The organism is Rhodococcus sp. 06-156-4 (genome assembly GCF_002259345.1).
GTDB classification, from domain to species: domain Bacteria; phylum Actinomycetota; class Actinomycetes; order Mycobacteriales; family Mycobacteriaceae; genus Rhodococcoides; species Rhodococcoides fascians_E.
Map to the genome: position 1 here is coordinate 23,033 of NZ_NPGB01000005.1, position 25,731 is coordinate 48,763.

At 64.8% G+C, this 25,731-nt stretch carries 28 protein-coding genes, 4 tRNA genes and 1 pseudogene; 26 read left to right on the forward strand and 7 right to left on the reverse strand.

Translation table 11 applies throughout. The features are described from left to right. Nucleotides 1–8: 8 nt before the first annotated feature. From CH290_RS02330 to CH290_RS02340, 3 genes are read left to right on the forward strand one after another with little or no spacing between them, the layout of a single operon-like run. Nucleotides 9–638: a PaaI family thioesterase gene (locus CH290_RS02330; RefSeq protein ID WP_026348031.1), complete on the forward strand. Its 630-nt coding sequence runs from the start codon at nt 9–11 to the stop codon at nt 636–638. Further along, a complete protein-coding gene (locus CH290_RS02335) occupies nt 635–1,621 on the forward strand; it encodes an o-succinylbenzoate synthase (protein ID WP_020112495.1) in 987 nt (328 codons plus the stop codon). Before CH290_RS02330 ends, CH290_RS02335 begins: the two co-directional genes overlap by 4 nt. A 48-nt stretch (nt 1,622–1,669) precedes the next feature. Then, the gene (locus tag CH290_RS02340; protein ID WP_019666448.1) at nt 1,670–2,116 is read left to right on the forward strand and encodes a DUF6918 family protein; all 447 of its coding nucleotides are present in this window, start codon (nt 1,670–1,672) and stop codon (nt 2,114–2,116) included. A 92-nt stretch (nt 2,117–2,208) separates the two neighbouring features. On the opposite strand, the gene CH290_RS02345 is transcribed toward CH290_RS02340, so the two are convergent. Together CH290_RS02345 and CH290_RS02350 are read right to left on the reverse strand one after the other, a co-directional pair. Then, the gene (locus CH290_RS02345; protein WP_051104947.1) at nt 2,209–3,624 is read right to left on the reverse strand and encodes a DUF2252 domain-containing protein; all 1,416 of its coding nucleotides are present in this window, start codon (nt 3,622–3,624) and stop codon (nt 2,209–2,211) included. A gap of 24 nt (nt 3,625–3,648) precedes the next feature. Continuing rightward, nucleotides 3,649–4,254, reverse strand: a complete 606-nt coding sequence (locus CH290_RS02350; RefSeq protein WP_020112493.1) for a flavin reductase family protein — start codon at nt 4,252–4,254, stop codon at nt 3,649–3,651. A gap of 73 nt (nt 4,255–4,327) precedes the next feature. Between CH290_RS02350 and menD the strand changes: the two genes are divergently transcribed. After that, nucleotides 4,328–6,070, forward strand: a complete 1,743-nt coding sequence (menD, locus tag CH290_RS02355) for a 2-succinyl-5-enolpyruvyl-6-hydroxy-3-cyclohexene-1-carboxylic-acid synthase (protein WP_037156616.1) — start codon at nt 4,328–4,330, stop codon at nt 6,068–6,070. Nucleotides 6,071–6,078: 8 nt separating this feature from the next. Here menD and CH290_RS02360 read toward each other — a convergent pair whose 3' ends face one another. After that, entirely contained in the window at nt 6,079–6,585 is a 507-nt protein-coding gene (locus tag CH290_RS02360) for a DUF2505 domain-containing protein (RefSeq protein ID WP_019666444.1), read from the reverse strand. Between the two features lie 57 nt (nt 6,586–6,642). Here CH290_RS02360 and CH290_RS02365 point away from each other — a divergent pair, with 57 nt between their 5' ends. From CH290_RS02365 to CH290_RS02375, 3 genes are all read left to right on the forward strand, one after another. Then, the gene (locus CH290_RS02365; RefSeq protein WP_019666443.1) at nt 6,643–7,065 is read left to right on the forward strand and encodes a DUF3592 domain-containing protein; all 423 of its coding nucleotides are present in this window, start codon (nt 6,643–6,645) and stop codon (nt 7,063–7,065) included. A gap of 247 nt (nt 7,066–7,312) precedes the next feature. Further along, nucleotides 7,313–8,449: a glycosyltransferase family 4 protein gene (locus tag CH290_RS02370; protein WP_196250049.1), complete on the forward strand. Its 1,137-nt coding sequence runs from the start codon at nt 7,313–7,315 to the stop codon at nt 8,447–8,449. A 26-nt stretch (nt 8,450–8,475) separates the two neighbouring features. Beyond that, a complete protein-coding gene (locus tag CH290_RS02375) occupies nt 8,476–9,168 on the forward strand; it encodes a demethylmenaquinone methyltransferase (protein WP_026348028.1) in 693 nt (230 codons plus the stop codon). Nucleotides 9,169–9,171: 3 nt separating this feature from the next. On the opposite strand, the gene CH290_RS02380 is transcribed toward CH290_RS02375, so the two are convergent. Beyond that, the gene (locus CH290_RS02380; protein WP_141216230.1) at nt 9,172–10,470 is read right to left on the reverse strand and encodes a geranylgeranyl reductase family protein; all 1,299 of its coding nucleotides are present in this window, start codon (nt 10,468–10,470) and stop codon (nt 9,172–9,174) included. Between the two features lie 77 nt (nt 10,471–10,547). Between CH290_RS02380 and CH290_RS02385 the strand changes: the two genes are divergently transcribed. Further along, nucleotides 10,548–11,567 (forward strand): polyprenyl synthetase family protein, encoded by a 1,020-nt coding sequence (locus CH290_RS02385; protein WP_019666439.1) that lies wholly within the window; start codon nt 10,548–10,550, stop codon nt 11,565–11,567. Between the two features lie 100 nt (nt 11,568–11,667). After that, on the forward strand, nt 11,668–12,528 hold the full coding sequence (gene htpX, locus CH290_RS02390; RefSeq protein ID WP_033188725.1) for a zinc metalloprotease HtpX: 861 nt from the start codon (nt 11,668–11,670) through the stop codon (nt 12,526–12,528). A 2-nt stretch (nt 12,529–12,530) separates the two neighbouring features. On the opposite strand, the gene CH290_RS02395 is transcribed toward htpX, so the two are convergent. Beyond that, complete coding sequence (locus tag CH290_RS02395; protein WP_019666437.1) at nt 12,531–13,031, reverse strand: YajQ family cyclic di-GMP-binding protein; 501 nt, start codon at nt 13,029–13,031, stop codon at nt 12,531–12,533. Nucleotides 13,032–13,209: 178 nt separating this feature from the next. On the opposite strand from CH290_RS02395, the gene CH290_RS02400 reads away from it, so the two are divergent. The 11 genes from CH290_RS02400 (at nt 13,210) to rplA (ending at nt 17,917) form a co-directional block, all read left to right on the forward strand. Then, nucleotides 13,210–13,292: transfer RNA gene (locus tag CH290_RS02400), tRNA-Tyr, on the forward strand. Between the two features lie 153 nt (nt 13,293–13,445). Further along, nucleotides 13,446–13,518 (forward strand) — tRNA-Thr (locus CH290_RS02405). A 64-nt stretch (nt 13,519–13,582) separates the two neighbouring features. Then, nucleotides 13,583–13,655: transfer RNA gene (locus CH290_RS02410), tRNA-Met, on the forward strand. 60 nt (nt 13,656–13,715) lie between these two features. Further along, nucleotides 13,716–13,883, forward strand: a complete 168-nt coding sequence (rpmG, locus tag CH290_RS02415) for a 50S ribosomal protein L33 (protein ID WP_019666436.1) — start codon at nt 13,716–13,718, stop codon at nt 13,881–13,883. A 170-nt stretch (nt 13,884–14,053) separates the two neighbouring features. After that, complete coding sequence (gene hadA, locus CH290_RS02420) at nt 14,054–14,539, forward strand: (3R)-hydroxyacyl-ACP dehydratase subunit HadA (protein ID WP_196248810.1); 486 nt, start codon at nt 14,054–14,056, stop codon at nt 14,537–14,539. Next, on the forward strand, nt 14,526–14,951 hold the full coding sequence (gene hadB, locus CH290_RS02425; RefSeq protein ID WP_026348024.1) for a (3R)-hydroxyacyl-ACP dehydratase subunit HadB: 426 nt from the start codon (nt 14,526–14,528) through the stop codon (nt 14,949–14,951). Before hadA ends, hadB begins: the two co-directional genes overlap by 14 nt. Before the next feature lie 157 nt (nt 14,952–15,108). Beyond that, nucleotides 15,109–15,181, forward strand: a tRNA-Trp gene (locus CH290_RS02430). 69 nt (nt 15,182–15,250) lie between these two features. Further along, entirely contained in the window at nt 15,251–15,712 is a 462-nt protein-coding gene (gene secE / locus CH290_RS02435) for a preprotein translocase subunit SecE (RefSeq protein WP_019666433.1), read from the forward strand. Nucleotides 15,713–15,779: 67 nt separating this feature from the next. Beyond that, nucleotides 15,780–16,598: a transcription termination/antitermination protein NusG gene (gene nusG, locus CH290_RS02440; RefSeq protein WP_019666432.1), complete on the forward strand. Its 819-nt coding sequence runs from the start codon at nt 15,780–15,782 to the stop codon at nt 16,596–16,598. A 78-nt stretch (nt 16,599–16,676) separates the two neighbouring features. Continuing rightward, entirely contained in the window at nt 16,677–17,111 is a 435-nt protein-coding gene (rplK, locus tag CH290_RS02445; protein WP_019666431.1) for a 50S ribosomal protein L11, read from the forward strand. An 86-nt stretch (nt 17,112–17,197) separates the two neighbouring features. After that, the gene (rplA, locus tag CH290_RS02450) at nt 17,198–17,917 is read left to right on the forward strand and encodes a 50S ribosomal protein L1 (protein WP_019666430.1); all 720 of its coding nucleotides are present in this window, start codon (nt 17,198–17,200) and stop codon (nt 17,915–17,917) included. 76 nt (nt 17,918–17,993) lie between these two features. Here rplA and CH290_RS02455 read toward each other — a convergent pair whose 3' ends face one another. Both CH290_RS02455 and CH290_RS02460 read right to left on the reverse strand, forming a co-directional pair. Beyond that, nucleotides 17,994–18,896 carry an alpha/beta fold hydrolase gene (locus CH290_RS02455; protein WP_033188724.1) on the reverse strand — a complete coding sequence of 301 codons (903 nt, stop codon included), beginning with the start codon at nt 18,894–18,896 and terminating at the stop codon, nt 17,994–17,996. Between the two features lie 10 nt (nt 18,897–18,906). Beyond that, complete coding sequence (locus CH290_RS02460; RefSeq protein WP_033188723.1) at nt 18,907–20,874, reverse strand: CocE/NonD family hydrolase; 1,968 nt, start codon at nt 20,872–20,874, stop codon at nt 18,907–18,909. 413 nt (nt 20,875–21,287) lie between these two features. Between CH290_RS02460 and rplJ the strand changes: the two genes are divergently transcribed. The 6 genes and pseudogenes from rplJ to CH290_RS02490 form a co-directional block, all read left to right on the forward strand. Continuing rightward, a complete protein-coding gene (gene rplJ, locus CH290_RS02465; RefSeq protein WP_019666427.1) occupies nt 21,288–21,872 on the forward strand; it encodes a 50S ribosomal protein L10 in 585 nt (194 codons plus the stop codon). A 78-nt stretch (nt 21,873–21,950) separates the two neighbouring features. Beyond that, entirely contained in the window at nt 21,951–22,340 is a 390-nt protein-coding gene (gene rplL, locus CH290_RS02470; RefSeq protein WP_019666426.1) for a 50S ribosomal protein L7/L12, read from the forward strand. A 316-nt stretch (nt 22,341–22,656) separates the two neighbouring features. Then, nucleotides 22,657–23,865: an ABC transporter ATP-binding protein gene (locus CH290_RS02475; protein ID WP_176460153.1), complete on the forward strand. Its 1,209-nt coding sequence runs from the start codon at nt 22,657–22,659 to the stop codon at nt 23,863–23,865. Nucleotides 23,866–23,870: 5 nt separating this feature from the next. After that, nucleotides 23,871–24,665 (forward strand): MlaE family ABC transporter permease, encoded by a 795-nt coding sequence (locus tag CH290_RS02480; protein ID WP_019666424.1) that lies wholly within the window; start codon nt 23,871–23,873, stop codon nt 24,663–24,665. A gap of 6 nt (nt 24,666–24,671) precedes the next feature. Beyond that, on the forward strand, nt 24,672–25,532 hold the full coding sequence (locus tag CH290_RS02485) for an MlaE family ABC transporter permease (RefSeq protein WP_019666423.1): 861 nt from the start codon (nt 24,672–24,674) through the stop codon (nt 25,530–25,532). Continuing rightward, nucleotides 25,529–25,731: pseudogene (locus CH290_RS02490) on the forward strand (MCE family protein); the annotation flags it as partial. The gene CH290_RS02485 and the pseudogene CH290_RS02490, both read left to right, overlap by 4 nt.

Here is a 25,731-nt window from a genome sequence, read left to right on the forward strand (position 1 = left end):
GTGCAGAGATGAGTGAAGACGCACGCCAGGACGAGTACTCCCACCACGGCGGATTCCCGAAGTTCACCCCCGCGAACGTCGGCCCCGAGTGGGGACGCCTCGTCGAGGCGCTGCGGACGCTGCAGGACCTCGCCGTCAGTACCGCTCCCACTCCGGAACTGACCGAGAAGCTCGCCGAGCAGGTCGAGGCGATGAACGCCGAACTTGCCCCGTTCCAAGTTCCCGAAGGCGAATCTCCGGCGGGGCGGGCCATCCGTCTGCCGGGCCGCGGATCACTGCTGATGCTGCCGTGGCGCATCGAGAAATTCGACGCGGAAGGCGTGCGCAGCCGAGGCGTGTTCCGCCGCTATCACCTGGGTGGGAACGGCGCCGCGCACGGAGGAACACTCCCGCTGCTGTTCGACGAGATGTTCGGGCTGATCCAGCACGCGTACGGACGCCCGATCAGCCGAACCGCATACCTGCACATCAACTACCGCAAGATCACCCCACTGAACACCGAACTCGTGGTCGAGGGCAGCGTCGACCGAGTGGAGGGCCGCAAGACGTTCATCAGTGCCGTCCTGCGTGACCTCGACGGAAACGTACTCGCGGACTCCGACGCCCTGATGGTGCAACTTCTCGAGGGCCAGCCGTGACACCGCCTCTCGAGGAGCTTCTCGCGTCCTCACACGTGCTGTCCCTGCCGATGCGCACGAAGTTCCGCGGCATCACGACACGCGAAGTGGTGGTGTTCCGCGGGCCCGCCGGCTGGGGCGAGTTCGGACCCTTCGTCGAATACGACGACGCCGAATCGTCGAACTGGCTGCGCTCGGCCGTCGAAGCAGCGTGGGACGGACCTCCCCAGCCGTATCGCGAACGCGTCCGCGTCAACGGAACAGTCCCCGCCGTCACCCCCGACGAGGTTCCCGGCATCCTGGCCCGGTACCCCGGCGTCGACACCGCCAAGGTCAAGGTCGCCGAGAAAGGCCAGGTCGGTTTCGAGACGAGCGTCTCAGGCGACGTCGCACGGGTTCGAGCCGTCCGCGCGCTCGTTCCACACGTCCGAGTGGACGCCAACGGCGGGTGGACCGTCCCGCAGGCGGTGACTGCCATCTCGGCGCTGCTGGAGGACGGCGACCTCGAGTACGTGGAACAGCCCTGCGCGACGGTCGCCGAGCTCGTCGAACTACGACGCCTTCTTCCCGGAGTGCGCATCGCGGCCGACGAGAGCATCCGACGCGCCGAGGACCCGCTGCGGGTGGTCCGCGCAGGCGGAGCGGACGTCGCCGTCGTCAAGGTCGCGCCGCTCGGTGGCATGCGGGCGCTCCTCGAGCTCGCCGGTGAACTCGAGGAGTACGGGGTGCCCGTCGTGGTGTCGAGTGCACTCGACTCCGCGGTGGGGATGGCGTCGGGTCTCGCCGCTGCGGCCGCGATCCCCAGGCTGGAGTTCGCGTGTGGCCTCGGGACCGGAAGCCTGTTCACCGGTGACGTCGCGGACGGGCAGGACATCGTGGACGGAACCATCGCGGCCGTGCCCGTCGAACCCGATCCGGACAGGTTGACGGCACTCGCCGCCGCACCCGAGCGGGTGCAGTGGTGGCACGAGCGAGTTCGGCGAACATACACCTACCTGCGGTAGTCTTCCCCGGTTCGAAGGAAGAAACTGAACCTCCGGGAGGAATTCGAAGTGGTTGCTGCACTCAGGGAATCGTTGCTCGACGAGTCGAAGCGCGATGTTCTGCTGCCCGACGTCCTGGCGCTGATCGACGCCGAGGTGTCGGACAAGAAGGGCGCCAGTGGCCTGGCGGTCAAGGGCGGCTACGGAGCCGTCAAGAAGGTCGGACCGTCGTACATCGAAAAGGCCGTCGAGACACTGTGGCCCGATTTCGTCGATCAGCTCGAGCCGTTCTGGCAGTCCTACAACGCCGCGCCCACCGGGACGTTCTCCGACTACCTCGTCGCGAACTCGGACCAGGTGTCGAACGCGCTGCTGTCGGTGACGGACTCGCGCATCGAGGACACCGACAAGAGCGTCGTGAAGAAGTTCTACGGCAGCCTGCGCGGTTCTGCGCAGAAGAACGTTGCCGAGGCACTCCCGCGTCTGGGCGCGCTGGTCACCAAGTACGCCGCCTGAGCCTCACGTGAGTGGAGCGGAACCGGCGGGTCACTCCGCAGGCTCCGCTCCCAGTAGGCCAGGGCCTACAGTTCCACTCAGAACAGTTCCACTCACAACGCGAAGCGGCCCCGGCGAACGGCGTCGACGAGCAACGCGTGATCGGCCTCGGTCTGATCGGCGTACAGCCGGGCGAACCTGCACAGAGCGACATCGAGCGTGTCGGACGTGCCCACGTAACCGGCGATCATCGACGCACCACTGGTACGCGCATGGCCCTTGGCCAGCAGCCGACCGACCACTCCCGCGTAGTCCACGAGGGCCGGAGCATCGATCGAACCCAGGTCGATCGTGCCCTTCATGTTCCGGAACTGCCGCACGTAGTACTGCCTGCCGTCGATGGTCGTCCACCCCAGCAGCGGATCGCTCACCGTCTGCAGATCCTGCTGGTACTCCACCACCCGCTGCCCCTGATGCGCGTGCCACGCATCCTTGCCGTGCACGTACGGCGCCAACACCGAACGCCTCGCCTGCTTGAGCTGCAGGAACACCACGTCGTCCGGGCTCGATCCCTCGAGCAGCGCCACGTACGCCCGCAGTCCGACGCTTCCGACGCCGACGACTCGATGCGCGACGTCGATGAGCGTGTACCCACCGAGCACCCGACGCCAGTGCGGGGAGAGCGTCGTCAGATACTCGTCCAGCCCCTCGGCCAGGAGATCCTCGTCGCGGGCCGAGATGCGGGTGGTGATCGGGGGCTCCTCGACCAGCCTGCGGGTGCCCTCGTGTTCCTCGGTGAACCGGGGAAGGACGCGGTCGCTGGTGCGCCGGCGAGCCTTCTTCGTGGCCCGCTTGATCTCCTTGCGCAGCGAACCCTCGGTGGCGTCGGCCTGCAGTTTCTCCGCAGTGAGCCGCTGGAACGACCGCGACATCAGCGGCTCGTCGGCCAGGCGTGACACCTCGACGCGGTACGCCCGCACACATGCCGCGACGGCTTCCTCGCACTGGGCCTCGGTGCGCCCGTTCTGGCGGCCCGCCACCCAGATGCTCGCGACGAGGCGTCGGAGATCCCATTCCCAGCCGCCGGGGTGCGCCTCGTCGAAATCGTTGAGGTCGATCACCAGATCACGCTCGGGAGATGCGTAGAAACCGAAGTTGCCGAGATGTGAGTCTCCGCTGATCACCGGATTGATGCCGGTCGACGGCAGCAGCGCCACGTCTCGGGCCATGACGATGGCGGTGCCGCGCAGGAACCCGTACGGCGACTCCACCATCCGTTCGGCCCGCACCGGGATCAGCCAGTCGATTCGACCGTCGTGGGAGAACTCGATCTGGCGGATCGGGTCGTAGCGATCCGCGGGCGGAGTCCAGTCGCCCATCGACTCGCGGGAGACCTTGTCACGCAACTGCCTGCCGAGTTCGTAGCGTTCGGCACGTGGCGTCGGCCGTGATCGGAGCGAGGCGTAGGCCTGACGACCCATCTCGCCGATCTCGGGAAGCACTGCATGACCTTTTCGAGCATCGGGCATGACTAGAACTGTATGACCTGTGCCTCAGTCCGTGGTCGCGGGACGCCCGGGTCGATCGAGCAGACGAACCTCGGGAGGAAGACCCCATTCGTTGCGGCCGAGTCGACTGGCCGGGGCGACGGCGGCGAACGACGGCAGCCCGTCGTCGGCGAGGGCATCGGTCCGGACGGCGAGGGCGACGACGCGGCCCATGACGACGAAGGAGTCCCCGACCTCGACGATTCGGTGCAGCGTCGCCTCGATCGCGATGGGTGAGTCCGCGACGCGGGGCGGGGCCACCTTCTCGCTGTGTTCGCTCGCGATACCGAGCTCCTCGAGCTCGCTGACGCCGTGCTCGTAGCCGGCCGAGGACGCGTTGATCTGCTCCACCATCGCGTCGGTGGCCACGTTGATCACGAACTCGCCCGTCGCCTCGATGTTCCGCAGGCTGTCCTTGCGGCCCACGGACGTGAACTGCACGACGGGCGGGTTGGACGAGGACACCGAGAAGAAGCTGTACGGCGCGAGATTGGCCACACCGTCGGCGGACACCGTGGAGACCCAGGCGATCGGACGCGGCACCACGGACGCTGTGAGCAGGGGATAGAAGCCACCGGGCGGCATCTCGGACGGATCGAAGACAGTTCTCACTGCTCCATGGTGTCAAACAGGACACATGCGGGCCGACTAGGGCGCCGACGCGAGAATCTGACAATCTGAAGTGGTGAACCCGTCCAGTGCTCAGGCCACAGCTGTCGTCGACGAACTCGTCCGCGGTGGTGTTCGAGACGTCGTGCTCTGCCCGGGCTCGCGGAACGCGCCGCTCGCGTTCGCTCTGCAGCAAGCCGACGCCGACGGACGGCTTCGCTTGCACATGCGCATCGACGAACGGACTGCAGGGTTCCTCGCGATCGGCCTTATTCTCGGCAGCGGTGCCCCGGTACCGGTGGTGATGACGTCGGGCACCGCCGTCGCCAACCTCGGCCCCGCGGTACTCGAAGCCAACTACGCCCGCCTACCGCTGATCGTGCTCAGCGCGAACCGCCCGTACGAAATGCTCGGGACCGGCGCCAACCAGACCGTCGAACAACTCGGGCTGTTCGGCAGTCAGGTGCGCGCGACCATCAGCCTCGGGCTCGCCGAGACCGATTCGCAGAACAGTCAGTGGCGCAGCGCCGTGTGCCGTGTCCTTGCCGCGTCCCGCGGAACCAGGTCGGGAAACGCCGGCCCCGTCCACTTCGACATCCCACTGCGCGAGCCCCTCGTGCCCGATCTCGCCGACGCCACCGCCGCACCCGCGGGCCGTGTGGACGGGTCCGCCTGGACGACGACCCAGCAGGCGACGCTCGACGTACCCGTCGACATCGATCTGTCGATCGACACCGTCGTCGTCTCCGGGCACGGCGCTGCCCTGCGGCCGGAGTTGGCGGGGTTGCCGACCGTCGCCGAACCCACAGCTCCGCTGCACGGGCTGCCGCTGCATCCGCTCGCGCTGGCACAACTGCGGCCGAAGCAGGCGATCATCACCGGCCGCCCGACGCTTCATCGCCCGGTCTCCGCCCTCCTCGCCAACCCCGATGTCGACGTCTTCGCGATCACGACGGGTCCGCGGTGGCCCGACGTCTCCGGCAACGTTCTGGCCACCGGAACGCGGGCTGTGGTGACGGGAAGCCCGAGCGAGGGATGGCTCGCACGCTGCGGCGAACTGTCCGCGCGCGCCGACATCGCCGTGCGGGACCAGCTGGCGGCGCACCCGAAACCCACCGGCCTCCACGTCGCCGCAACGGTCATGTCCTCGTTGCGGGACGGTGACCAACTGCTGCTCGGAGCATCCAACCCGGTGCGCGACGCCGCACTCGTGGCGTATCCGACGCCGGGAGTCCGGGTCCGGTCCAACCGCGGCGTCGCCGGAATCGACGGCACCGTGTCGACGGCGGTCGGTGCGGCACTGACGAGCCCCGGACGCACCATCGCGTTGCTCGGTGACCTGACGTTCCTGCACGACGCGTCGGGCCTGCTCATCGGTACCGGTGAGCCGAGGCCGGAGGACTTGACGATCGTCGTCGCCAACGACGACGGCGGCGGCATCTTCGAACTGCTCGAACAGGGCGATCCGCAGTACGCCGGTGCATTCGAGCGTGTCTTCGGAACCCCGCACGGCATGGATCTCGCTGCCCTCTGCGCGGCCTACCGAATTCCGCACTCCCGCGTCGACGTGACCGAACTGGCCGACGCTCTCGCCGGCCCCGCTCCCGCCCCTCTTGCTCGTTCCGCAGGCTCCACTCCTGCCCCTCTTGGTCGTTCCGCAGGCTCCACTCCTGCCCCTCTTGGTCGTTCCGCAGGCTCCACTCCTGCTCCCCATGGTCGTTCCGCAGGCTCCACTCCTGCCGGCATCCGGGTACTCGAAGTGACGACCGAACGCTCCGGCCTACGTGAACTGCACGCCGGGATTCGCTCTCGGCTGTAGGAGTTCGGTCAGTCGGTGTCTCTCGCTTCGGCCCACTCGACGGTCTCGCGGGTTTCCTGGTCGACCATGTCCTTGATCATGTCGTTGATGAGCGACTCGATCTTGCCGCCGATCAGAGGGATCTTGACGGTCGAGCGGCCGCGCACCGTCAGGATCGACCCGTCACCGTCGGGGCGAAGCGCCAACGTGCCCTCGACCTTCGCGGGCAACGACGACGAGCCGCCCGCGAGGGTGCCGTCGGCTGCATCGCCGTCGAGTGGCCCCCAATGGTCGGTGCGGGTGATCAGCAACTTGCCCTTGATGACCTTCTTGACGAACCCCGGCAGCTCGGACGTGCCGACCTCCTCGGAGATGTCGACGGTGAAGGCGCCGTCCTCGTGGCGGATCATTTCGTATCCGTCGGTCTTCTTGGCCTTCTCGAACCGTGCCAGCCACTGATCTTCACTGGTCAGTGCTTCGTGGACGTCGGCGGGAGGGTACTCGGAGACGATTGTGAACTCGAAGTCGCGAGACATGCCAGCAGACGCTACCTAAAGAGGCGAGCCGGTGGGCGCACAGTAACGTTTATCGGCGTGAGCACCCCGAAAGTCACGCATCGAGCGCGGATCTCCGTCCTGATCGTCGCTACCGGGATTTCCGTTCTGGCGTTCCTGTTGGTGGTCGCGGCGTGGCAGAACGATCGCACCATCACCTCGGACGAGGGACGCGCGACGGCGGAAGTGCTGTCGGCGGGAAAGTTGCGTTCCGCAGTCAGCTTCGTGACCCCGGACGGTGTCACCCACAATCCTCAACTGGGTGTGCTGTACCCAACCAATCTCATTGCAGGACAACGCATCGACGTGGAGTACGCGCGCGAAGATCCCGATCTCGTCCGCGTGGCCGGGCGTGACGCAAGCGTCGCGCTCGTTCCCGCCGGCTCGGTCATCGGCGGGACCTGGATCGTCGCGGGTGGAGTGTTGTTCCTTCTCCGGCGGCGGGAGACGTCGGCTTCTTGATCGGCCGAGCGGGTCGCATTGCCCGATACTCCGCGCATCGACGGGAATGCGGCAATCGAAGGAAGTATCGGGCAATTCATCGCATCATGAGCGATCGTGGGTCAGGCGGTGGACGACGGCTCTCGCGGATCCATCGTCGTCTCGCGCCGGGACTCTTGCGTGACGCCGCGCAGCATTAGCGCGAACTTCGCCCGCTCGTAACGTCGGCGCTGCCGGATGGTCCGAGTGCGACTCCACACTGAGGATCGTGCGAGTAGCCATCGTTGCGGAATCGTTCCTACCCAACATGAACGGCGTCACGAATTCGGTGCTTCGAGTTCTCGAACATCTCCAGCGCACCGGCCACGACGCCATGGTCGTCGCCCCGGACAATCCAGCGGGCAAGCCGCGAGCCTCGATCGAGCACGATCGCGTACCGGTCCATCGCGTCCCGGCCGTCATGGTCCCCAGGATCAGCTCGCTTCCTGTCGGCGTGCCCGGCCCGGGCCTGACGGCGACGATCCGTGAATTCGCTCCGGACGTCGTTCACCTCGCGTCTCCGTTCCTGCTCGGTGCGGGCGGACTCGCAGCGGCCGGCCGCCTCGGTGTGCCCGCGGTGGCGGTCTACCAGACCGACGTCGCAGGGTTCGCCGAAAGCTACGGCCTCGGTCTGACATCCCGTGCGGCGTGGCGGTGGACACGTCGAGTTCACCGCGGAGCGGCACGGACGTTGGCCCCGTCGAGCTCGGCCGTCGAGGCACTCGAACTGCACGGTGTTCCGCGGGTCCACCGTTGGGCCCGAGGTGTCGACGCCGTCCGTTTCGCGCCGTCGTCGCGCCGGGAGGCGCTGCGTACGCAGTGGTCGCCCGACGGCAGGCTGATCGTCGGGTTCGTCGGGCGTCTCGCTCCGGAGAAGCACGTCGAACGACTCGCCGCGCTGCCCGACGACGTGCAGGTGGTGATCGTCGGCGACGGTCCGGACAGGGGCGCTCTCGAGAAGCTGATGCCGACGGCGATCTTCACCGGCCAGCTCGGCGGCGACGAGTTGGCGCAGGCGTACGCAAGCTTCGACGTCTTCGTTCACCCCGGCGAGCACGAGACGTTCTGCCAAGCCGTCCAGGAAGCACTCGCCAGCGGGGTCCCGGTGATCGGTCCCGACGCCGGAGGCCCACGCGACCTGGTGGCGCACTGCCGCAACGGCTACCTGTTGCCCGTCGACAGATTCTGCGAGTTGCTGCCGAGCGCCGTGGCGGCATTGGCCTCGCCTGTCATGCGTGCCCGGTTCGGTGAGGCCGCCCGCACGTCGGTGCTGCACCGCACCTGGCCCGCGATCTGCGACGAGTTGCTCAGCCACTACGGCGACGTCCTCGGGTGGCAGCGCGAGCGGTCGCTGAGAACGGCCTGATCCCGGCGGCGGCTAAACTCGATCGTGTGCCTACAAGTTCACGTGCCACCCTCGAGAAGGAACCGCACGAGGTCGCCTCGATGTTCGACGGCGTCGCCCGTCGGTACGACATCACCAACACCGTTCTGTCGTTCGGTCAGGATCGCAGTTGGCGGAAGCTGACCCGCGCTGCGTTGAACCTGAAGCCGGGGGAGAAGGTCCTGGACCTCGCGGCTGGAACCGGGGTCTCCACGGTCGAACTGGCGCGTAGCGGCGCGTGGTGCGTCGCAACCGATTTCTCGAAAGGGATGCTGCAGGCCGGCGCTGCCCGGCCGGTGCCGATGGTGGCCGGCGACGCCATGCACCTGCCGTACGCCGATGCCAGTTTCGACGCCGCGACCATCTCCTTCGGGCTGCGGAACGTCTCCGACTTCCAGGCGGGTCTGAAGGAAATCGCGCGTGTCACCAAGCCCGGCGGTCGCCTCGTGATCTGTGAATTCTCGACGCCGACGTTCACCCCGTTCCGCACGGTGTACATGGAATATCTGATGAAGATGCTCCCTGCAGTGGCGCGGGCCGTCTCGTCGAATCCGGACGCCTACGTATACCTGGCGGAATCGATCCGCGCCTGGCCGACGCAGGAGCAGTTGGCCACCACCATCGCCGAGTCGGGCTGGTCCGGAGTGCAGTGGCGCAATCTCACCGGCGGAATCGTCGCGCTGCACCGCGCCGTGCGCTGATCGTCAGGTGAAGGGCGGCCGGCTGTCGACTTTCAGTGACGCGGTGCCCGACGCTCTCCATGCCCTGGCGACGAGGTCCGAATCTGCCTCCGTCACCAGGTTTCCCATGACGCGCACCGCGACGGTCATCAACGCACGCGAGCGCATACCGATCGGTCCCGTCGCGGGCAGGAAGCGAGGGACGGTCAGGAGCCCGGCGAGGCGTCGGGCGATGGAGAAGGCCTGTCCGTAGTGCTCACGCAGCAGCGTCGGCCATGCCAGTGTGAGGTCGTTCTCGCTCAGCATGTCGGCGACGAACCGGCCGCCTTCGAGGCCGTAGTCGATTCCTTCGCCGTTGAGCGGGTTCACGCACGCGGCGGCGTCGCCGATGATCGCCCAGTTGACTCCGGCCACGTTCGAGACCGCGCCGCCCATGGGAAGCAGAGCCGACGCCACTGCGCGAAGGTCACCCGTCAACGACCAGTCCTGTCGACGCTGCGAGGTGTACAGATCCAGCAGTGGCCGCAACGCTCCGGGGCCGGGGCGCTTGGCTGTCGCCAATGTACCGACGCCGATGTTCACCTGACCGGTGCCGAGCGGGAAGATCCAGCCGTAGCCGGGCTGTACGGTGCCCGCGGCGTCACGCAGTTCCAGGTGGGAACTGATCCAAGGATCGTCCGACCTGTCGGAGTCGATGTACGCGCGGGCAGCGACCCCGAACGTGGTGTCGCGATGCCACTGTCGACCGAGTTTCTTACCGAGTGTGGAACGCACACCGTCGGCGACGATCAGCTTCTCGCAGCGGATCTCCTCACCGTTCGCGAACGTCACCGAGGTGACTTTCGCGCCGTCTCCGGTTGCGTCGACGGCCTTCGCGCCCTCGATCATCGTGGCACCGGAATCGACCGCCGCAACACGGATTCGGTCGTCGAGTTCGGTTCGCGGGACTGCGCTCCCGACCGTCGGCAAGGACCCGCCCGGCCATTCCAGCTGAAGTTCCTGACCGAAACCGGACAGCCGCAGGCCGCGATTCTCCGCTCGTCCGCGAACCCAGTCGCCGAGTCCCAGACGATTCAGCTCGGCGATCGCGCGCGGTGTCAGTCCGTCGCCGCACGTCTTGTCACGCGGAAAGGTCGCCGCGTCCGCGAGGACGACATCCCGGCCTGCTCTTGCGGCCCACGCCGCGGCGGACGACCCGGCAGGGCCCGCGCCGATGACGAGGACGTCGGTGCTTCGCACAGCGCTCACCCGTCCAGTAAAGCAGTGGCGCCGACGGGCCTGCTCCCGCGGGGTTTCGGCCCCCTCTCGCGTGGTGTGTGGCACCTTCCGGCGCTCGCCCGCGCCAGGTTCACTACGGTAGAGACGAAACGACGCCCCCGACGAGGACAGGACGAACAATCGTGAGCACTTTCGACGCGGCCGGATCGACGGTCGTTGCCGGGGTCGACCTCGTCGATCCGCAGCTTGCAGACACCGTCGCCGCGGGGCTGGAACGCGTCGAGAAGCTGATGATCGCCGAATTGTCCGACGGCGAGGATTTTCTCACCGAGGCCGCGCTGCACTTGGCGAAAGCGGGCGGTAAGCGATTCCGTCCGCTGTTCACCGTGCTGACGGCTCAGCTCGGACCCAACCCGACGGACGAGTCGATCGTCACCGCAGCGACCGTCGTCGAACTGGTGCACCTGGCGACGCTGTACCACGACGACGTGATGGACGAAGCGACGATGCGGCGCGGCGCCGAGTCGGCGAACTCGCGCTGGGGCAACAGCATCGCCATTCTCGCCGGCGACTACCTGTTCGCCCATGCGTCGCGGTTGGTGTCGACGCTCGGTCCCGAGGCCGTCCGCATCATCGCCGAGACGTTCGCCGAGTTGGTCACCGGCCAGATGCGCGAGACCATCGGCGTCAAGAAGGACGAGGATCCCGTCGCACACTATCTCCGCGTCGTCTGGGAGAAGACCGGTTCGTTGATCGCGGCGTGTGGACGCTTCGGCGGTACGTTCTCCGGCGGAGACGCTGATCACGTCGCGTCGCTGGAACGTCTCGGCGACGCTGTCGGTACGGCGTTTCAGATCTCCGACGACATCATCGACATCTCGTCGGCGACGGAGCAATCGGGCAAGACGCCGGGCACCGACCTTCGCGAAGGTGTGCACACACTGCCTGTTCTGTTCGCGCTTCGGGAGGACGGCGCCGACGGCGATCGATTGCGGGTACTGCTCGACGGCCCCGTGACCGACGACGCGTCGGTCACCGAGGCGCTCGAACTGTTGGGGCGCTCACCGGGAATGGTTCGGGCCAAGGAGACTCTGGGAGAGTTCGCCGCGAAAGCACACGCCGAGCTCGAGAAGCTCCCGCAGGGTGCAGCCAACGATGCGCTGGGTCGACTGGTGGACTACACCGTCGAGCGGGTCGGCTAGATCCCGCTCGTCTCCGGCGCGCTACCCACGGGGAACTTCGTGGGGTGCGCTGATCGTTCTTCCCGTGGGTAACGAGAGAACTTCGGGAAGAGGCGCTGCAATGGGTTTCGCGAACAACGCAAAGACGTTCGGCCTGTTGGTCGGTATGTCCGCGCTCATCGTCTTCGTGGGGGCGTTGTTCAACAGTCCGACGATCTTGTTCGCGTCGATCGCGCTCGCCGTCGGGATGAACGGCTACGCCTATTTCAACAGCGCGAAGCTCGCACTGCGAGCGATGCACGCCCAGCCGGTCACCGAGGTGGAACAGCCGGCGATGTTTCGCATCGTGCGCGAGTTGGCGACGACGGCGCACCAGCCGATGCCCGCGCTGTACATCAGCCCGACGAACAACCCGAATGCGTTCGCCACCGGCCGCAATCCGCGCAACGCTGCGGTGTGCTGCACCACCGGCATTCTTCAGATCCTGGACGAGCGTGAGTTGCGGGCCGTTCTCGGCCACGAACTGTCGCACGTCTACAACCGCGACATTCTGATCTCGTCGGTGGCGGGCGCGATGGCCGCGGTGATCTCCGGGCTCGCGAACTTCGCGATGTTCGCATCCATGTTCGGCGGCCGCGGCAACGGCGGCGCCAATCCCTTTGCGCTGCTGCTCGTCTCACTGCTGGGGCCCATCGCGGCCACCGTCGTCAAGCTGGCGGTGTCGCGTTCTCGCGAGTACCAGGCGGACCGGTCGGGAGCCGAGCTGACGGGCGATCCGCTTGCTCTGGCGTCGGCGCTGCGCAAACTGGAGCGAGGCGTTCAGGCGGCACCGCTGCCGCCTGAACCGCGCCTCGCTGCCGAGTCCCACCTGATGATCGCCAGCCCGTTCCGGGCCGGAGACAAGGTCGGCAAACTGTTCTCCACGCACCCGCCGATGGCGGACCGTATCGATCGCCTCGAACGAATGGCCAGGGGAGAGTAGAACTAGCGGTAGTTGACGAACTGAAGCGCGAGGCCGAAGTCCTCGGACTTGAGCAGCTGCTGCACAGCCTGCAGGTCGTCCCGCTTCTTGCTGCTGATGCGTAACTCGTCGCCCTGGATCTGCGCCTTGACGCCCTTGGGGCCGTCGTCGCGGATCTTCTTGGTCAGCTTCTTCGCGTTCTCGCTCGAGATGCCCTGAACGAGCTTCCCGGTCACCTTGTAGACCTTGCCCGACGCCGCCGGCTCGTTGGTCTCGAACGCTTTCAGCGACACATCGCGGCGAATCAGTTTTTCCTTGAAGACGTCGAGGGCGGCTTTCACCTTCTCTTCGCTTTCGGAGGTGATCACGATCACCTCGTTGTCGCCGCTGCCCGACCACTCGATCACGGTGCCGGAACCGCGGAAGTCGAACCGCGTCGCGAGCTCCTTCGCAGCCTGTCCCAGAGCGTTGTCGACCTCTTGACGGTCGACCTTGCTCACTACGTCGAAGGAAGAATCAGCCACGTGCAACTCCTGTACTCGAATCGGTTTCGATCGGCTTCTGTGAGCCGATCCGTGAGGCTCGTCCTGACGACGTTAGCTCGTTCGCACCCGCGCTATCCACCCGGTTTGCGTTTCCGGGGGACGTTCGTTGTATTCTTCTCTCCGCGTCGAAGAGAGCGAAAGTTCTCGTCGAGCACCCGGCAGATTGCCCGAGCGGCCAATGGGAGCGGACTGTAAATCCGTCGGCTTATGCCTACGTAGGTTCGAATCCTACATCTGCCACACAGATGCCCCGGCGAGAGAAATTCTCGCTGGGGTTTCTACTGTAAGAGGATCCGCAGAAGGCGCGGCGAGCACGCAATTTGGTACTCGACGCTCGGACTGTGTAACCTCTTGAAGGCTTCGACGCACGGCTTGCCGCGCAGAGAAGCGAACGCCCCCTTAGCTCAGTCGGTAGAGCGTTTCCATGGTAAGGAAAAGGTCAACGGTTCGATTCCGTTAGGGGGCTCGCTGGATTGGATGGTTCGCGTCCACACCCTTGTTAGTGAGATGGTGTAGGGGTGAGCACCTGAGGCGGTGTAGCTCAGTTGGTAGAGCAAACGACTCATAATCGTTGCGTCGCCGGTTCAAGTCCGGTCACCGCTACACAAGAAGAATGCACAGTCCTGATTAACCGGATCAGATTTACCCGAAAGTAGGCATCCAGTGGCCTCCTCCACCGATGTGCGGCCCAAGATCACCTTGGCCTGCGAGGTTTGCAAGCACCGTAACTACATCACGAAGAAGAACCGCCGCAACGATCCCGACCGCCTCGAGCTGAAGAAGTTCTGCTCGAACTGCGGCACGCATCGCGCGCACCGCGAGTCTCGCTAGTCGCGAGCCTCATCGGCTGCTGGTTCTCGTTCGGAGTCGACGCCACGCGTTAGGCTTACTTTTCGTGCCCTAACCGCATCTGCGTCCTGGGTAGAAAAGGTTCTTTCAGCGTGACCGAGTCAGTGCAGGACCCAGAGCTGGTGCAAGATCCAGCTCTGCATGCGGCGGCGATGGTGGGCCACCACTACAAGGTGGACCACGCCTACGAGGTCGGTCGTGAGAAGGTGCGTGAGTACGCCCGTGCCGTCCAGGACTGGCACCCCGCCCACCACGACGAGGATGCAGCCAAAGGCCTCGGATACGACGGCCTGCTTGCCCCGCTGACGTTCATCTCGTTGGTCGGCATCATCGCGCAGTCGCGGATGTTCAAGGAATTCATCACCGGGTACGACCCGAGTCAGATTCTGCAGACCGATCAGAGGCTGCAATTCCACAAGGCCATTCAGGTCGGTGACGAGTTGTCCTGCGAGGTCTACCTCGAATCGTTCCGCCAGATGAGCGGCAGTGACATCATCACCACCAAGAACATCGTGACCGATCAGAACGGCGAGCTGGTCCAGACGACCTGGACGACGCTGGTCGCCCGAACCGGCGGCGAAGTCGACGAGAACATCGCCCACGCAGTCAAGGAAGTGATCATGCATGGCGCTTCGTAGTTTTGCGGATGTGGCGGTCGGCGACGAGCTGCCCGAGCGCGTGGTCAAGCTGACCCGCGGAGATCTGGTCAACTACGCCGGCGTGTCCGGTGATCCCAATCCGATCCACTGGAGCGACGAGGTCGTCAAGCTCGCGGGATTGGACAACGTCATCGCCCACGGCATGTTGACGATGGGTCTCGGCGCTGGGTTCGTGACGTCGTGGCTCGGCGACCCGGGTGCGGTCACCGAGTACAACGTCCGCTTCACCAGCTCCGTGTACGTGCCCGCGGATTCGGCCGCGTCGGTCGAGTACACCGGCAAGGTGAAGTCGGTCGACCCCGAATCCAAGTCCGCGGTCATCGCGATCACAGCGAAGTCCGAGGGCAAGAAGATCTTCGGTAGGGCGACGGCAACCGTCCGTCTGGCCTGACCTGCCTGATTTCAAACTTCCATAGCCTGTGCAGTACACTGAGATTTCTGGGGTTGTTCAGCGCTGCGCGCTGCCAAGACTCTCTTTCGAGGGTGTGAGGTAGCGCGTACGTCGTGTGTGACTCCAGAACGGTCCGACTCCAATCGGGTTGGACCGAAGGGGCGTAGCTCAATTGGTAGAGCAACGGTCTCCAAAACCGTAGGTTGCAGGTTCAAGTCCTGTCGCCCCTGCCCATGTGGCTCCCTCACCGCATTTCCGGTGAGGAGAGCGACGGTGTCAGCTACTGAGAGGAACGACGGGTGAGCGAGGAGCGCGGCAAGCGCGAAGACGAGTCCGGGGATTCGTCAACGCCCGATTCGTCGACGCCGGATGCCTCTGTATCCCAGAACGACACTTCCTCCGCCGCTGTCGCCAAGCCTTCCGGCAAGCGCACTGCGCGACGTTCACGGACCGCAGGCGCTGCGTCCGAGCCCGTGTCGATCTCCAAGTCGTCGGACGGCAAGTCCACCGCGCCGGCAGGCAAGGCATCCGTTGCCACCCGCACGCCGAAGTCCCGCGAGGCGAAGCGCCCGAACATCTTCAAGCGTCTGATCCAGTTCCTGCGCGAGGTCGTCGCAGAGCTGCGCAAGGTCATCTGGCCGAACCGCAAGCAAATGGTCACCTACACCAGCGTCGTGCTCGTGTTCGTGGCGTTCATGGTCGCGTACATCAGCGGTCTGGACCTGGCATTCACGCAAGGCGTCGAGTGGCTGTTCGGTTGACACCGATCCGCTGGCCGAGTCCGATGAGTAGTACGACATGCATGAAACGACAGAAAGGGTGCCTGCTGTGAGCACGCCGCACAACGACGCCACCGAAGTGGCCGCATTCGACGCCGATGTCGAGGCGACCAAACAGGGCCTCGAAGCGGAGCAGGCCGCTCTGGACCGCGAGACCGACGAGGCCATCGCTGCCGACGTCGCCGCTGCCGCCGGTGACGACGCGGTAGCCGACGAGACGGCAGAGGCCGAGCCCGCCGAGGTCGAGGATCCGGTCGCCGAGTTCAAGGCAGCTCTCCGACGCGCACCCGGTGACTGGTACGTCATCCACTCGTACGCAGGCTACGAGAACAAGGTCAAGACCAACCTCGAGACTCGTGTGCAGAACCTCGACGTCGGCGACTACATCTTCCAGGTCGAGGTCCCGATCGAAGAGGTCACCGAGATCAAGAACGGCCAGCGCAAGCAGGTCAACCGTAAGGTTCTGCCCGGCTACATCCTGGTCCGGATGGAACTCAACGACGAGTCGTGGGGCGCGGTGCGCAACACCCCCGGTGTCACCGGATTCGTCGGCGCCACGTCGCGTCCGTCGCCGCTGACCATCAACGAGGTCGTCAAGTTCCTCATGCCGCAGGACGGGCAGAAGAAGGACGCGAAGGCCACGGCTGCTGCAGCCGAGGGCGCTACCACCGAGACCACGTCGAAGCCGGCCATCGAGGTCGACTTCGAGGTCGGCGAGTCCGTCACCGTCATGGACGGCCCGTTCGCGACACTCCCGGCCAGCATCAGCGAAGTCAACGCCGAGCAGCAGAAGCTCAAGGTGCTGGTATCCATCTTCGGCCGTGAGACTCCGGTCGAACTGGGCTTCACGCAGGTCGCCAAGATCTAGTCGGCGCCGCGTGGGCGAGCCCACACAGAACTTGCAGTAGTTACCGCAAGAAACCCGAGCGAATACAAGGAAAAAGAAATGCCCCCGAAGAAGAAGAAGCTAGCCGGGATCATCAAGCTTCAGATCCAGGCAGGACAGGCCAACCCTGCTCCTCCCGTCGGCCCCGCACTGGGTCAGCACGGCGTCAACATCATGGAGTTCTGCAAGGCGTACAACGCAGCGACCGAGTCGCAGCGCGGAAACGTCGTGCCGGTCGAGATCTCGGTCTACGAAGACCGTACGTTCGACTTCAAGCTCAAGACTCCTCCCGCCGCCAAGCTGCTGCTCAAGGCTGCAGGCGTCGCCAAGGGTTCGGGCGAGCCGCACAAGACCAAGGTCGCCAAGGTGACCATGGACCAGGTGCGCGAAATCGCCAAGACCAAGGCAGAAGACCTCAACGCCAACGACATCGACCAGGCCGCGAAGATCATCGCCGGTACTGCTCGTTCGATGGGCATCACGGTCGAAGGCTGACCTAGGCCTCGTCACATACGAAGCGTCACGTGGGAGGGCCTGCCAGGCCTGTCAACCACACTGAACTCATGATTGGACAGTAAGAAATGGCAAAGCGCAGCAAGGCCTACCTCGAGCAGGCCGCAAAGGTGAATGCAGACAACCTGTACTCGCCGCTTCAGGCAGCACAGTTGGCCAAGGACACCGCGTCGAGCAAGTTCGACGCGACCGTCGAGGTCGCCGTTCGTCTCGGCGTCGACCCTCGTAAGGCCGACCAGATGGTGCGCGGCACCGTCAACCTTCCCCACGGCACCGGCAAGACCGCTCGGGTCATCGTTTTCGCCGCTGGTGAGAAGGCTGCAGAAGCAGAGGCAGCAGGAGCCGACGTCGTCGGCGCAGAGGATCTGATCGAGCGCATCCAGGGCGGTTTCCTGGACTTCGACGCCGCGATCGCCACCCCGGACCAGATGGCCAAGGTCGGCCGCATCGCCCGCGTCCTCGGACCGCGTGGCCTCATGCCGAACCCGAAGACGGGCACCGTCACCAACGACGTGACCAAGGCCGTCAACGACATCAAGGGCGGAAAGATCAACTTCCGCGTCGACAAGCAGGCCAACCTGCACTTCGTCATCGGCAAGGCATCGTTCGACAACGCCAAGCTGGTGGAGAACTACGGTGCGGCACTCGACGAGATCCTCCGTGCGAAGCCGTCCTCCGCCAAGGGCCGCTACGTCAAGAAGATCACCGTCTCGACGACGACCGGACCGGGAATCCCCGTGGACCCGAACCGCACGCGTAACCTCCTAGAGGACGACGCAGAAGCGTAAGCAGCAGTACCGAAAGAGGGCCGACCCCACCGGGGGTCGGCCCTCTTTCGTATTTCGTGCGTCTCGCGGGAACCGATCAGGCTCGCGCGAAGTTGGACGACAGTTCGCCGAGGATTTCGTCCCACAGTGGACGGGGGAGGTCGTGGCCCATTCCGCCGATGAGGTGGAGTGAGGATCCGGGGACTGCTCGGGCGACGGCTTTGCCACCGGAGGGGCGCATGAGTCGGTCGGCGCGGCCGTGGACGACGACGGTGGGTGCGGCGATCTGCGCGGCGATCCGGCGGAGACTGCCTGTTCCGGTCACTGCGGCCATCTGGCGGAGTGCGCCGGCGGGGTTGTAGTTGCGGTCGTACATTTCGCCTGCGGTGACGAGGAGTTCTTCCATGGGCGTGGGGTACGCGGGGCTGCCGATGATTCGTCGGGTGTTGGCGGAGTGGGCGACGATCTGTTCGCGGGTGGCACCCGGGCCAGGGCCTTTCATGAGGGGGAGGAGTGCGCGCGGGTCGGGAGGCGGCAGGAAGGCCTCGTTGGTACTGGAGAAGATGATCGCGGTGCTGAGTACGCGATTCGGGTACAGCCCGGCGAAGACCTGCGCGATCATTCCGCCCATGGATGCGCCGACGACGTGTACCTGTTCGATGTCGAGGTGGTCGAGTAGGCCTTTGGTGTCGAGTGCCATGTCCTTCAGGGTGTACGGGACGGTGCTCGACGCGCCGAGGCCCGTGCGGATCAGCCGGAGCAAGGCGGAGCCTTCGATGCGGAGCCCGTCCATCTTGGTGGACAGTCCGATGTCGCGGTTGTCGAATCGGATGACCCGGAATCCCAGGTCGACGATTCGCTCGCAGAATTCCTTGGGCCACAGCGTCATCTGGGCACTGAGCCCCATGATCATCAGGACTACCGGGTCGTCGGGGTTGCCCATGTCCTCGTAGGCGAGTTCGATGCCGTTCGACGGTGCGAAGCCGGTGCGGGTCTGCATTGGTTCTCCTTCACCAGCCTGGGTCGTCGAGCATGGGCACGACGAGGAAGCTGGGGTTCTCGGGATCGATGACGATGTCCTGGCTGCGGGCTCGGGTTCGAAGCAGGTCGGGGAGGATGGGCATGAATCGGGGCGGGTCGGCGGCGAATACGTCGACTCTCAGGCGGTGTCCGACGGAGATCGCGGCTTCGGTGGTGAGCAAGTCGATGTCGAGGGTCAACGGTTCACCGACGGGTACCGGAAGCATCGAGGCTTCGGTCAATGGGTGGTGCGGGCGGGTGTAGTCACCGTTGGGGGCGAACAAGGACTTCTCGTCGTCGACGGCTCGGCGCGATGCGAGCAGGGCCCCGTTGGTCACGACGGTGGACGTGCCGTCGGGTGCGACGTCGCACACCATGATGGCCCAGAGTGCTTCTCGTGCACGGCATACGACGCGCAGATGCAGATTCATCGGTCCCGAGATCACCGTGTCGACCGAGGCCGGCATCGTCGTGAAACTGACCGCGGCGCCCTCGGCGAATCGATTGTCGTAGGTAAAGCCACCACCGAGGACGGCGGTGACTCCGGCGAGCACCTGCGTCGTGTCCCGTGAGACGACGGCTCGAAGCGAGGGGCGGACGGTGAATGTTCCACTGCTGCCGTCGGATCGGCCGCCGAGTGTGCCGTCGGCTGCTGCGTGCCGCGCCGTTCCCGACGTGGCGGCGGACAGGTAGAGCCGTTGCGGTACGGCGTGGGGTGCGGGGAAGCGGCCGTGGGCCGTCCACGATCCGCCCTGGCTGCGGAGCGTGACGGGCCCGAATCGCTCGATACCGTTGTCCTCGTCGCGTAGCCAGCGGTCGAACCATGCTCGTTCCAGTACGTCCAGCCGTGGCGGGAAACCCGGTCGGCCGAAGCCGATTCCGGGGTTGCCGTGATAGCCGTCTCCGACGAGTAGTTGTTTCCGGCCGCGTTCGAGGGCCAGGCGGTTGTAGATGTCGGGCGCGGATCCACCGAAGATGTCGTGCCAGCATCCGTACACGAACGTGGGGACGTCGATCTCTTCGATGTCCGCGTCGATGTTGTCGTAGTACGGGTCGTCGTAGATCCGGGTGTCGCCACCGGTCAGGAAACCTTTGGCAAGATCGAACATGTGGGTCGCGGGGGAGGCCGCTCGGTCGCGAAGCCACGTCAGGGCGTCGACGCCGCGGAGCGTCGGAAACCATTTGAGCGCGTTCACCGCCGTCAGCCACAACGGGATGAACAGTGACGGTGCACCTCCCGTCGCGAAGATCTCCCGAACGATGTCGACGGAGCCCTCCACGGCGAACACTGCGTGCAGGCCGTCGGGCCGCTTGGATGCTGCTTGCAGTGCGTTGATGGCGGAGTAGGAGATACCGGTCATGCCGACGCGGCCGTTGCACCAGGGCTGGGAGGTGATCCAGTCGATGATCTCGACGGAATCGAGCTGCTCGCGATCCCCGAGGATGTCCCACGTGCCGTTCGACGAGCCGGTACCACGTGCGTCGACGATGACCTGGACGTAGCCGCTTCGAATCAGATGCCGGTTGACCGACAGCAGATCGGCGGCACCGCCGTCCACGATGCGCGTGATCTCGGTGATTCCGTCGAACGCGGTGTTGCTCAGGTCGAATCGACGCGACGCACCGCGAAGGGCACGTCCCAGGACTGGCGCCCCGAGGAGTGCGTCTATGCCGGTGATCAACCGCTTGTTGTACGGGGTGATGTTGAGGACCGCGGGCAGTGCGGTCTCCACGGCCCGACCCGCCGCGTCGGCCGGACGCATGACATCTGCGCGTAGCACCGTCCCGTCGCTCATCGTGACCGGGACGTTCCGTGCGCGTGCGATCCGCGGGTACAACGGTGGAGATTCGACGAGGCTGCGCCAGGCGGCAGCTGCGTCGCCGCCGCTCGGGTCCCGCTCCGGGCTCGATCCGGCGGAGTCCGGTAGGAGCAGTGGGCGTGGCTGCGCTGCCGTCATGTTCTCGATTCAACAGCCCCGAGTACCGTCTTGTCCTGCGTGCGCCGATTGTTGTTCACGATGACAGCGTCGCCGGTGCGTCGTCACAGCAGCGCGTTTTGGACTTTGCAGCGCAGCGCTGTAGTCTGGTCGACGGCTCTGAATCGTAATTCGGTTCGGATCCGCCCAAACAAGTTCTACCCAAGACCGTTGGTCACCGCCTTCTCGGGGGATTTCTTTCACGAGATTGCGGTTGAAGGTCCGAGACACTCGGACGGCCCACGCAGGAGAACGAGGTAAGGGACCTGTTCGACGGTTCGGATCACTCCACGCCGCCATCATGTCTACGCCCCGTGTGCCTCCTGCACCGGGGCGTTCGTCGTTTCTGCAGGACCTCTCGCGATCGACATAACTTCCACGAGAGGAGGCGAAGTATGGCAAAGCCCGAAAAGGTCTCAGCGGTTTCCGAGATCACCGAGCAGTTCAAGGGTTCGACGGCTGCCGTCGTCACGGAATACCGTGGCCTGTCGGTATCCGGACTGACCCAGCTGCGGCGTGCGCTCGGCGACAGTGCCACCTACTCCGTCGCCAAGAACACCCTGGTCAAGCGCGCTGCTGCCGAAGCCGGCATCACCGGGCTGGACGAGTTGTTCGTCGGACCGACCGCCATTGCGTTCATCAAGGGCGAGCCGGTCGACGCTGCGAAGGCCATCAAGGCCTTCGCGAAGGACAACAAGGCCTTGGTCGTCAAGGGCGGCTACATGGACGGCGCGACGCTGTCCGTGGACGAGATCAACAAGATCGCGGACCTCGAGTCCCGCGAAATCTTGCTTGCAAAGCTTGCAGGTGCCATGAAGGGCAACCTGTCGAAGGCTGCAGGACTGTTCAATGCACCTGCTTCGCAGGTTGCACGTCTGGCTCAGGCATTGGCAGACAAGAAGGCAACCGAAGGTTCTGCAGCTCCCGCAGCTGCTGCAGCCGAGGCACCGGCAGAAGCAGAAGCTCCCGCCGAAAGCTGATCCGCACTCACAGCGACAGCTACACAACCAACCTGTGTCGCGGATCAGCGACTCGGTACTAAAGGAAGGACCGCCACCATGGCGAAGCTCAGCACCGAAGAATTGCTCGACCAGTTCAAGGAGCTCACCCTCCTCGAGCTCAGCGAGTTCGTGAAGGCATTCGAGGAGACCTTCGAGGTCACCGCAGCCGCTCCCGTCGCCGTCGCCGCTGCTGGCGCACCGGCTGCCGGTGGCGCTGACGCTGCCGAGGAGCAGGACGAGTTCGACGTCGTCCTCGAGTCGGCCGGCGACAAGAAGATCCAGGTCATCAAGGTCGTCCGTGAGGTCGTCTCCGGCCTCGGCCTGAAGGAAGCCAAGGACCTCGTCGAGAGCGCTCCGAAGGCAATCCTGGAGAAGGTCGCCAAGGATGCAGCCGAGGCTGCCAAGGAGAAGCTGGAAGCAGCCGGCGCGAAGATCTCCGTCAAGTAATTCTGGCGTAGCTCGTACACACGAAGGGCCATCCCCACTCGGGGGTGGCCCTTCGTCGTGTCGTGTTCGGGTCTGTTACCTATGTCTTCGCCTCGGTTCTGTTCGTTCTCACAACGTTGTGCCGTTGGGTTTCATCACAAATCGGGCGAGTCGCACGCGTGTCGTGGTGAGATGAGCCACACTGATGCAAGGACCGCAGCCCGACTCGGGGAAGTTATTACTGGGCAGTAAGCTCCGGTGTCGGTGTGGACACTCGTGTGCGATAGAGTGACCCAACCCACATCCGGGTCGATGTGAACGAACTGTGGAGGTCAGCGTGGGAGTCGAGGTTTCGGTCGAGGGATTGACCAAGTCTTTCGGTGTCCAGAAGATTTGGCAGGACGTCACTTTGACGTTGCCGTCGGGCGAGGTCAGTGCACTGCTGGGACCGTCGGGAACCGGTAAGTCGGTGTTCCTGAAGTCGCTGATCGGTCTCCTTCGCCCCGAGCAGGGCAAGATTTTCATCGACGGGACCGACATCCTGCAGTGCAGTTCGCGGGAGCTGTACGAGATCCGCAAGCTGTTCGGAGTGCTGTTCCAGGACGGTGCACTGTTCGGGTCGATGAACTTGTACGACAACGTGGCGTTCCCGCTGCGTGAGCACACCAAGAAGTCCGAGTCCGACATCCGCAAGATCGTCATGGAGAAGCTCGAACTGACGGGCCTGATCGGCGCGGAGGACAAACTGCCCGGTGAGATTTCCGGAGGTATGCGCAAGCGCGCCGGCTTGGCCCGTGCGTTGGTGTTGGACCCGGAGATCATCCTGGTCGACGAGCCGGACTCGGGGTTGGATCCGGTACGTACGACCTACATTTCGCAGACGTTGATCGACATCAACGCCGAGATCGATGCGACCATTCTGATCGTGTCGCACAACATCAACCTGGCTCGGACGGTGCCGGACAACATCGGGATGCTGTTCCGCCGTCAGTTGGTCATGTTCGGTCCGCGTGAGGTGCTGCTGACCTCCGACGAACCTGTGGTCAAGCAGTTCCTGAACGGCACGATGATCGGGCCGATCGGTATGTCGGAGGAGAAGGACGAGGCGCAGATGGCGCACGAGCAAGCTCTTGTCGACGCCGGGCATCATGCTGGTGGTGTCGACGACGTGGAAGGTATCGTGCCGCAGATGAAAGCGACTCCCGGTACGCCGGTTCGGCAGGCAGTCGGTCGCCGTCAGGAGCGGGTGCGTCAGATCATGCACACCCTTCCGCAGAGCGCTCAGGTCGCCATTCAGGAAAGCCTCGACACCACGGACCCCGGCAGCCAGACACCCGCGTACGCGGGGAGCCAGACGTACGAGAACGACGGCCACACCGGTTACGACAACGCCGGTTACGACAACGCCGGCTACGACAACGCCGCGTACGACAACTCCGGCTACGGCAACTCCGGCTACGACCAATCCGGGTACGACAATTCAGGCTATGACACTTCAGGACGTAGCGATCAGGGCCACGGTCCTGCGCAGGGGCGGGGACAATAAGCACCATGGGGGGATCGAAGAAGTCCGCTCTTGCTCCGGCGGGCGCAGCACTCGCGCAAGCCGGAAACATCGTAGAACTACTGGTCGACGTCGTTCGGAACACGTTCAGACGGCCCTTCCAGTTTCGCGAGTTCATCGAACAGGCCTGGTTCATCGCCAGCGTCACGATTCTGCCGACGGCGCTCGTCGCCATTCCGTTCGGCGCGGTCGTCTCGCTGCAGACGGGTTCTCTGATCAAGCAGCTCGGCGCCGAGTCGTTCACCGGCGCGGCGAGCGTCCTGGCGGTGATTCAACAAGGCAGCCCGATCGTGACGGCGCTGCTGATCGCCGGTGCTGCCGGGTCGGCTGTGACCGCCGACCTCGGTTCGCGAACCATTCGTGAAGAGATCGACGCGATGCGAGTACTCGGAATCGACCCGATTCATCGTCTGGTCGTACCGCGCGTGCTCGCCATGATCCTCGTCGCGCTGCTCTTGAACGGATTGGTGTCCGTCGTCGGAATCGCGGGCGGCTACTTCTTCAACGTCGTGCTGCAGGGCGGTACCCCCGGCGCTTACCTCGCCTCGTTCTCGGCGCTCGCGCAGCTGCCGGATCTGTATGTGGCCGAACTGAAAGCAGCGATCTTCGGGCTGATCGCAGGCATCATCGCCTCCTACAAGGGACTCAATCCCAACCCCGGCCCCAAGGGCGTCGGCGAGGCAGTGAACCAGACGGTGGTCATCACCTTCCTGCTGCTGTTCTTCGCCAACCTCATTCTCACCCTGGTGTACCTCCAGGTCGTGCCGGCGAAGGGAAGCTGACGCGCAATGACCATCGCCAAAGGTCGCGGCGACCGTACTCTCATGCGCGCGAAGCGCATCGCCGGTGCTCCGCTCACCGTGTTGGACAACGCGGGCGAGCAGATGTCGTTCTACGTGCGTGCCATCGGATGGATTCCGCGCACGCTCGTTCACTACAAGAAGGAAGTTCTGCGACTTCTCGCCGAGGTCACCTTCGGTTCGGGAGCCCTCGCGGTCATCGGCGGCACCATCGGCGTCATCGTCATGATGTCCGGTGCCACCGGTGTGGTCGTGGGTCTGCAGGGATACGCCGCACTCGAGCAGCTCGGAAGCTCGGTCCTCACCGGCTTCCTCTCCGCGTACGTCAACACGCGTGAAATCGCGCCTGTCGTCGCAGGTCTCGCCCTGTCCGCGACGGTCGGGGCCGGATTCACGGCACAGCTCGGCGCGATGAGAATCTCCGAGGAGATCGACGCGCTCGAAGTGATGGCGGTGCCCAGCGTTCCGTTCCTCGTCACCACACGCATGATCGCCGGATTCGTCGCCGTCATCCCGCTCTACATCGTGGGACTCCTGGCGTCGTACATCGCATCACGCGGAATCAGCACGATATTCAACGGGCAGTCGGGTGGGTCGTACGACCACTACTTCAATCTGTTCCTACCGCCCGAGGATGTTCTCTATTCGTTCCTCAAGGTGTTGATCTTCGCCTTCGTGCTGATCATGATCCACTGCTACTACGGATTCCATGCATCGGGCGGACCTGCAGGCGTCGGGGTAGCCGTGGGCCGCGCCGTGCGAACGGCCATCGTGACGGTGGCGGTACTGGACTTCTTCCTCAGCCTCGCAATCTGGGGAACCACGACGACAGTGAGGGTTGCAGGATGATCGACTCGCCGTCGCGGCTGAAGCGACTTCTGCTCGGCCTCGCGTTCTTTCTGGTGTTGATCCTCTTCCTCGGATGGTCGGTCACCTCGTACAACAAGACCTTCAAGAAAGTCGTCAGTATCGACCTGGTGACCGATTCGGTGGGTAATGCGTTGCCCAGCAACGCGGATGTGAAGGTTCGCGGTTTGATCGTGGTGAA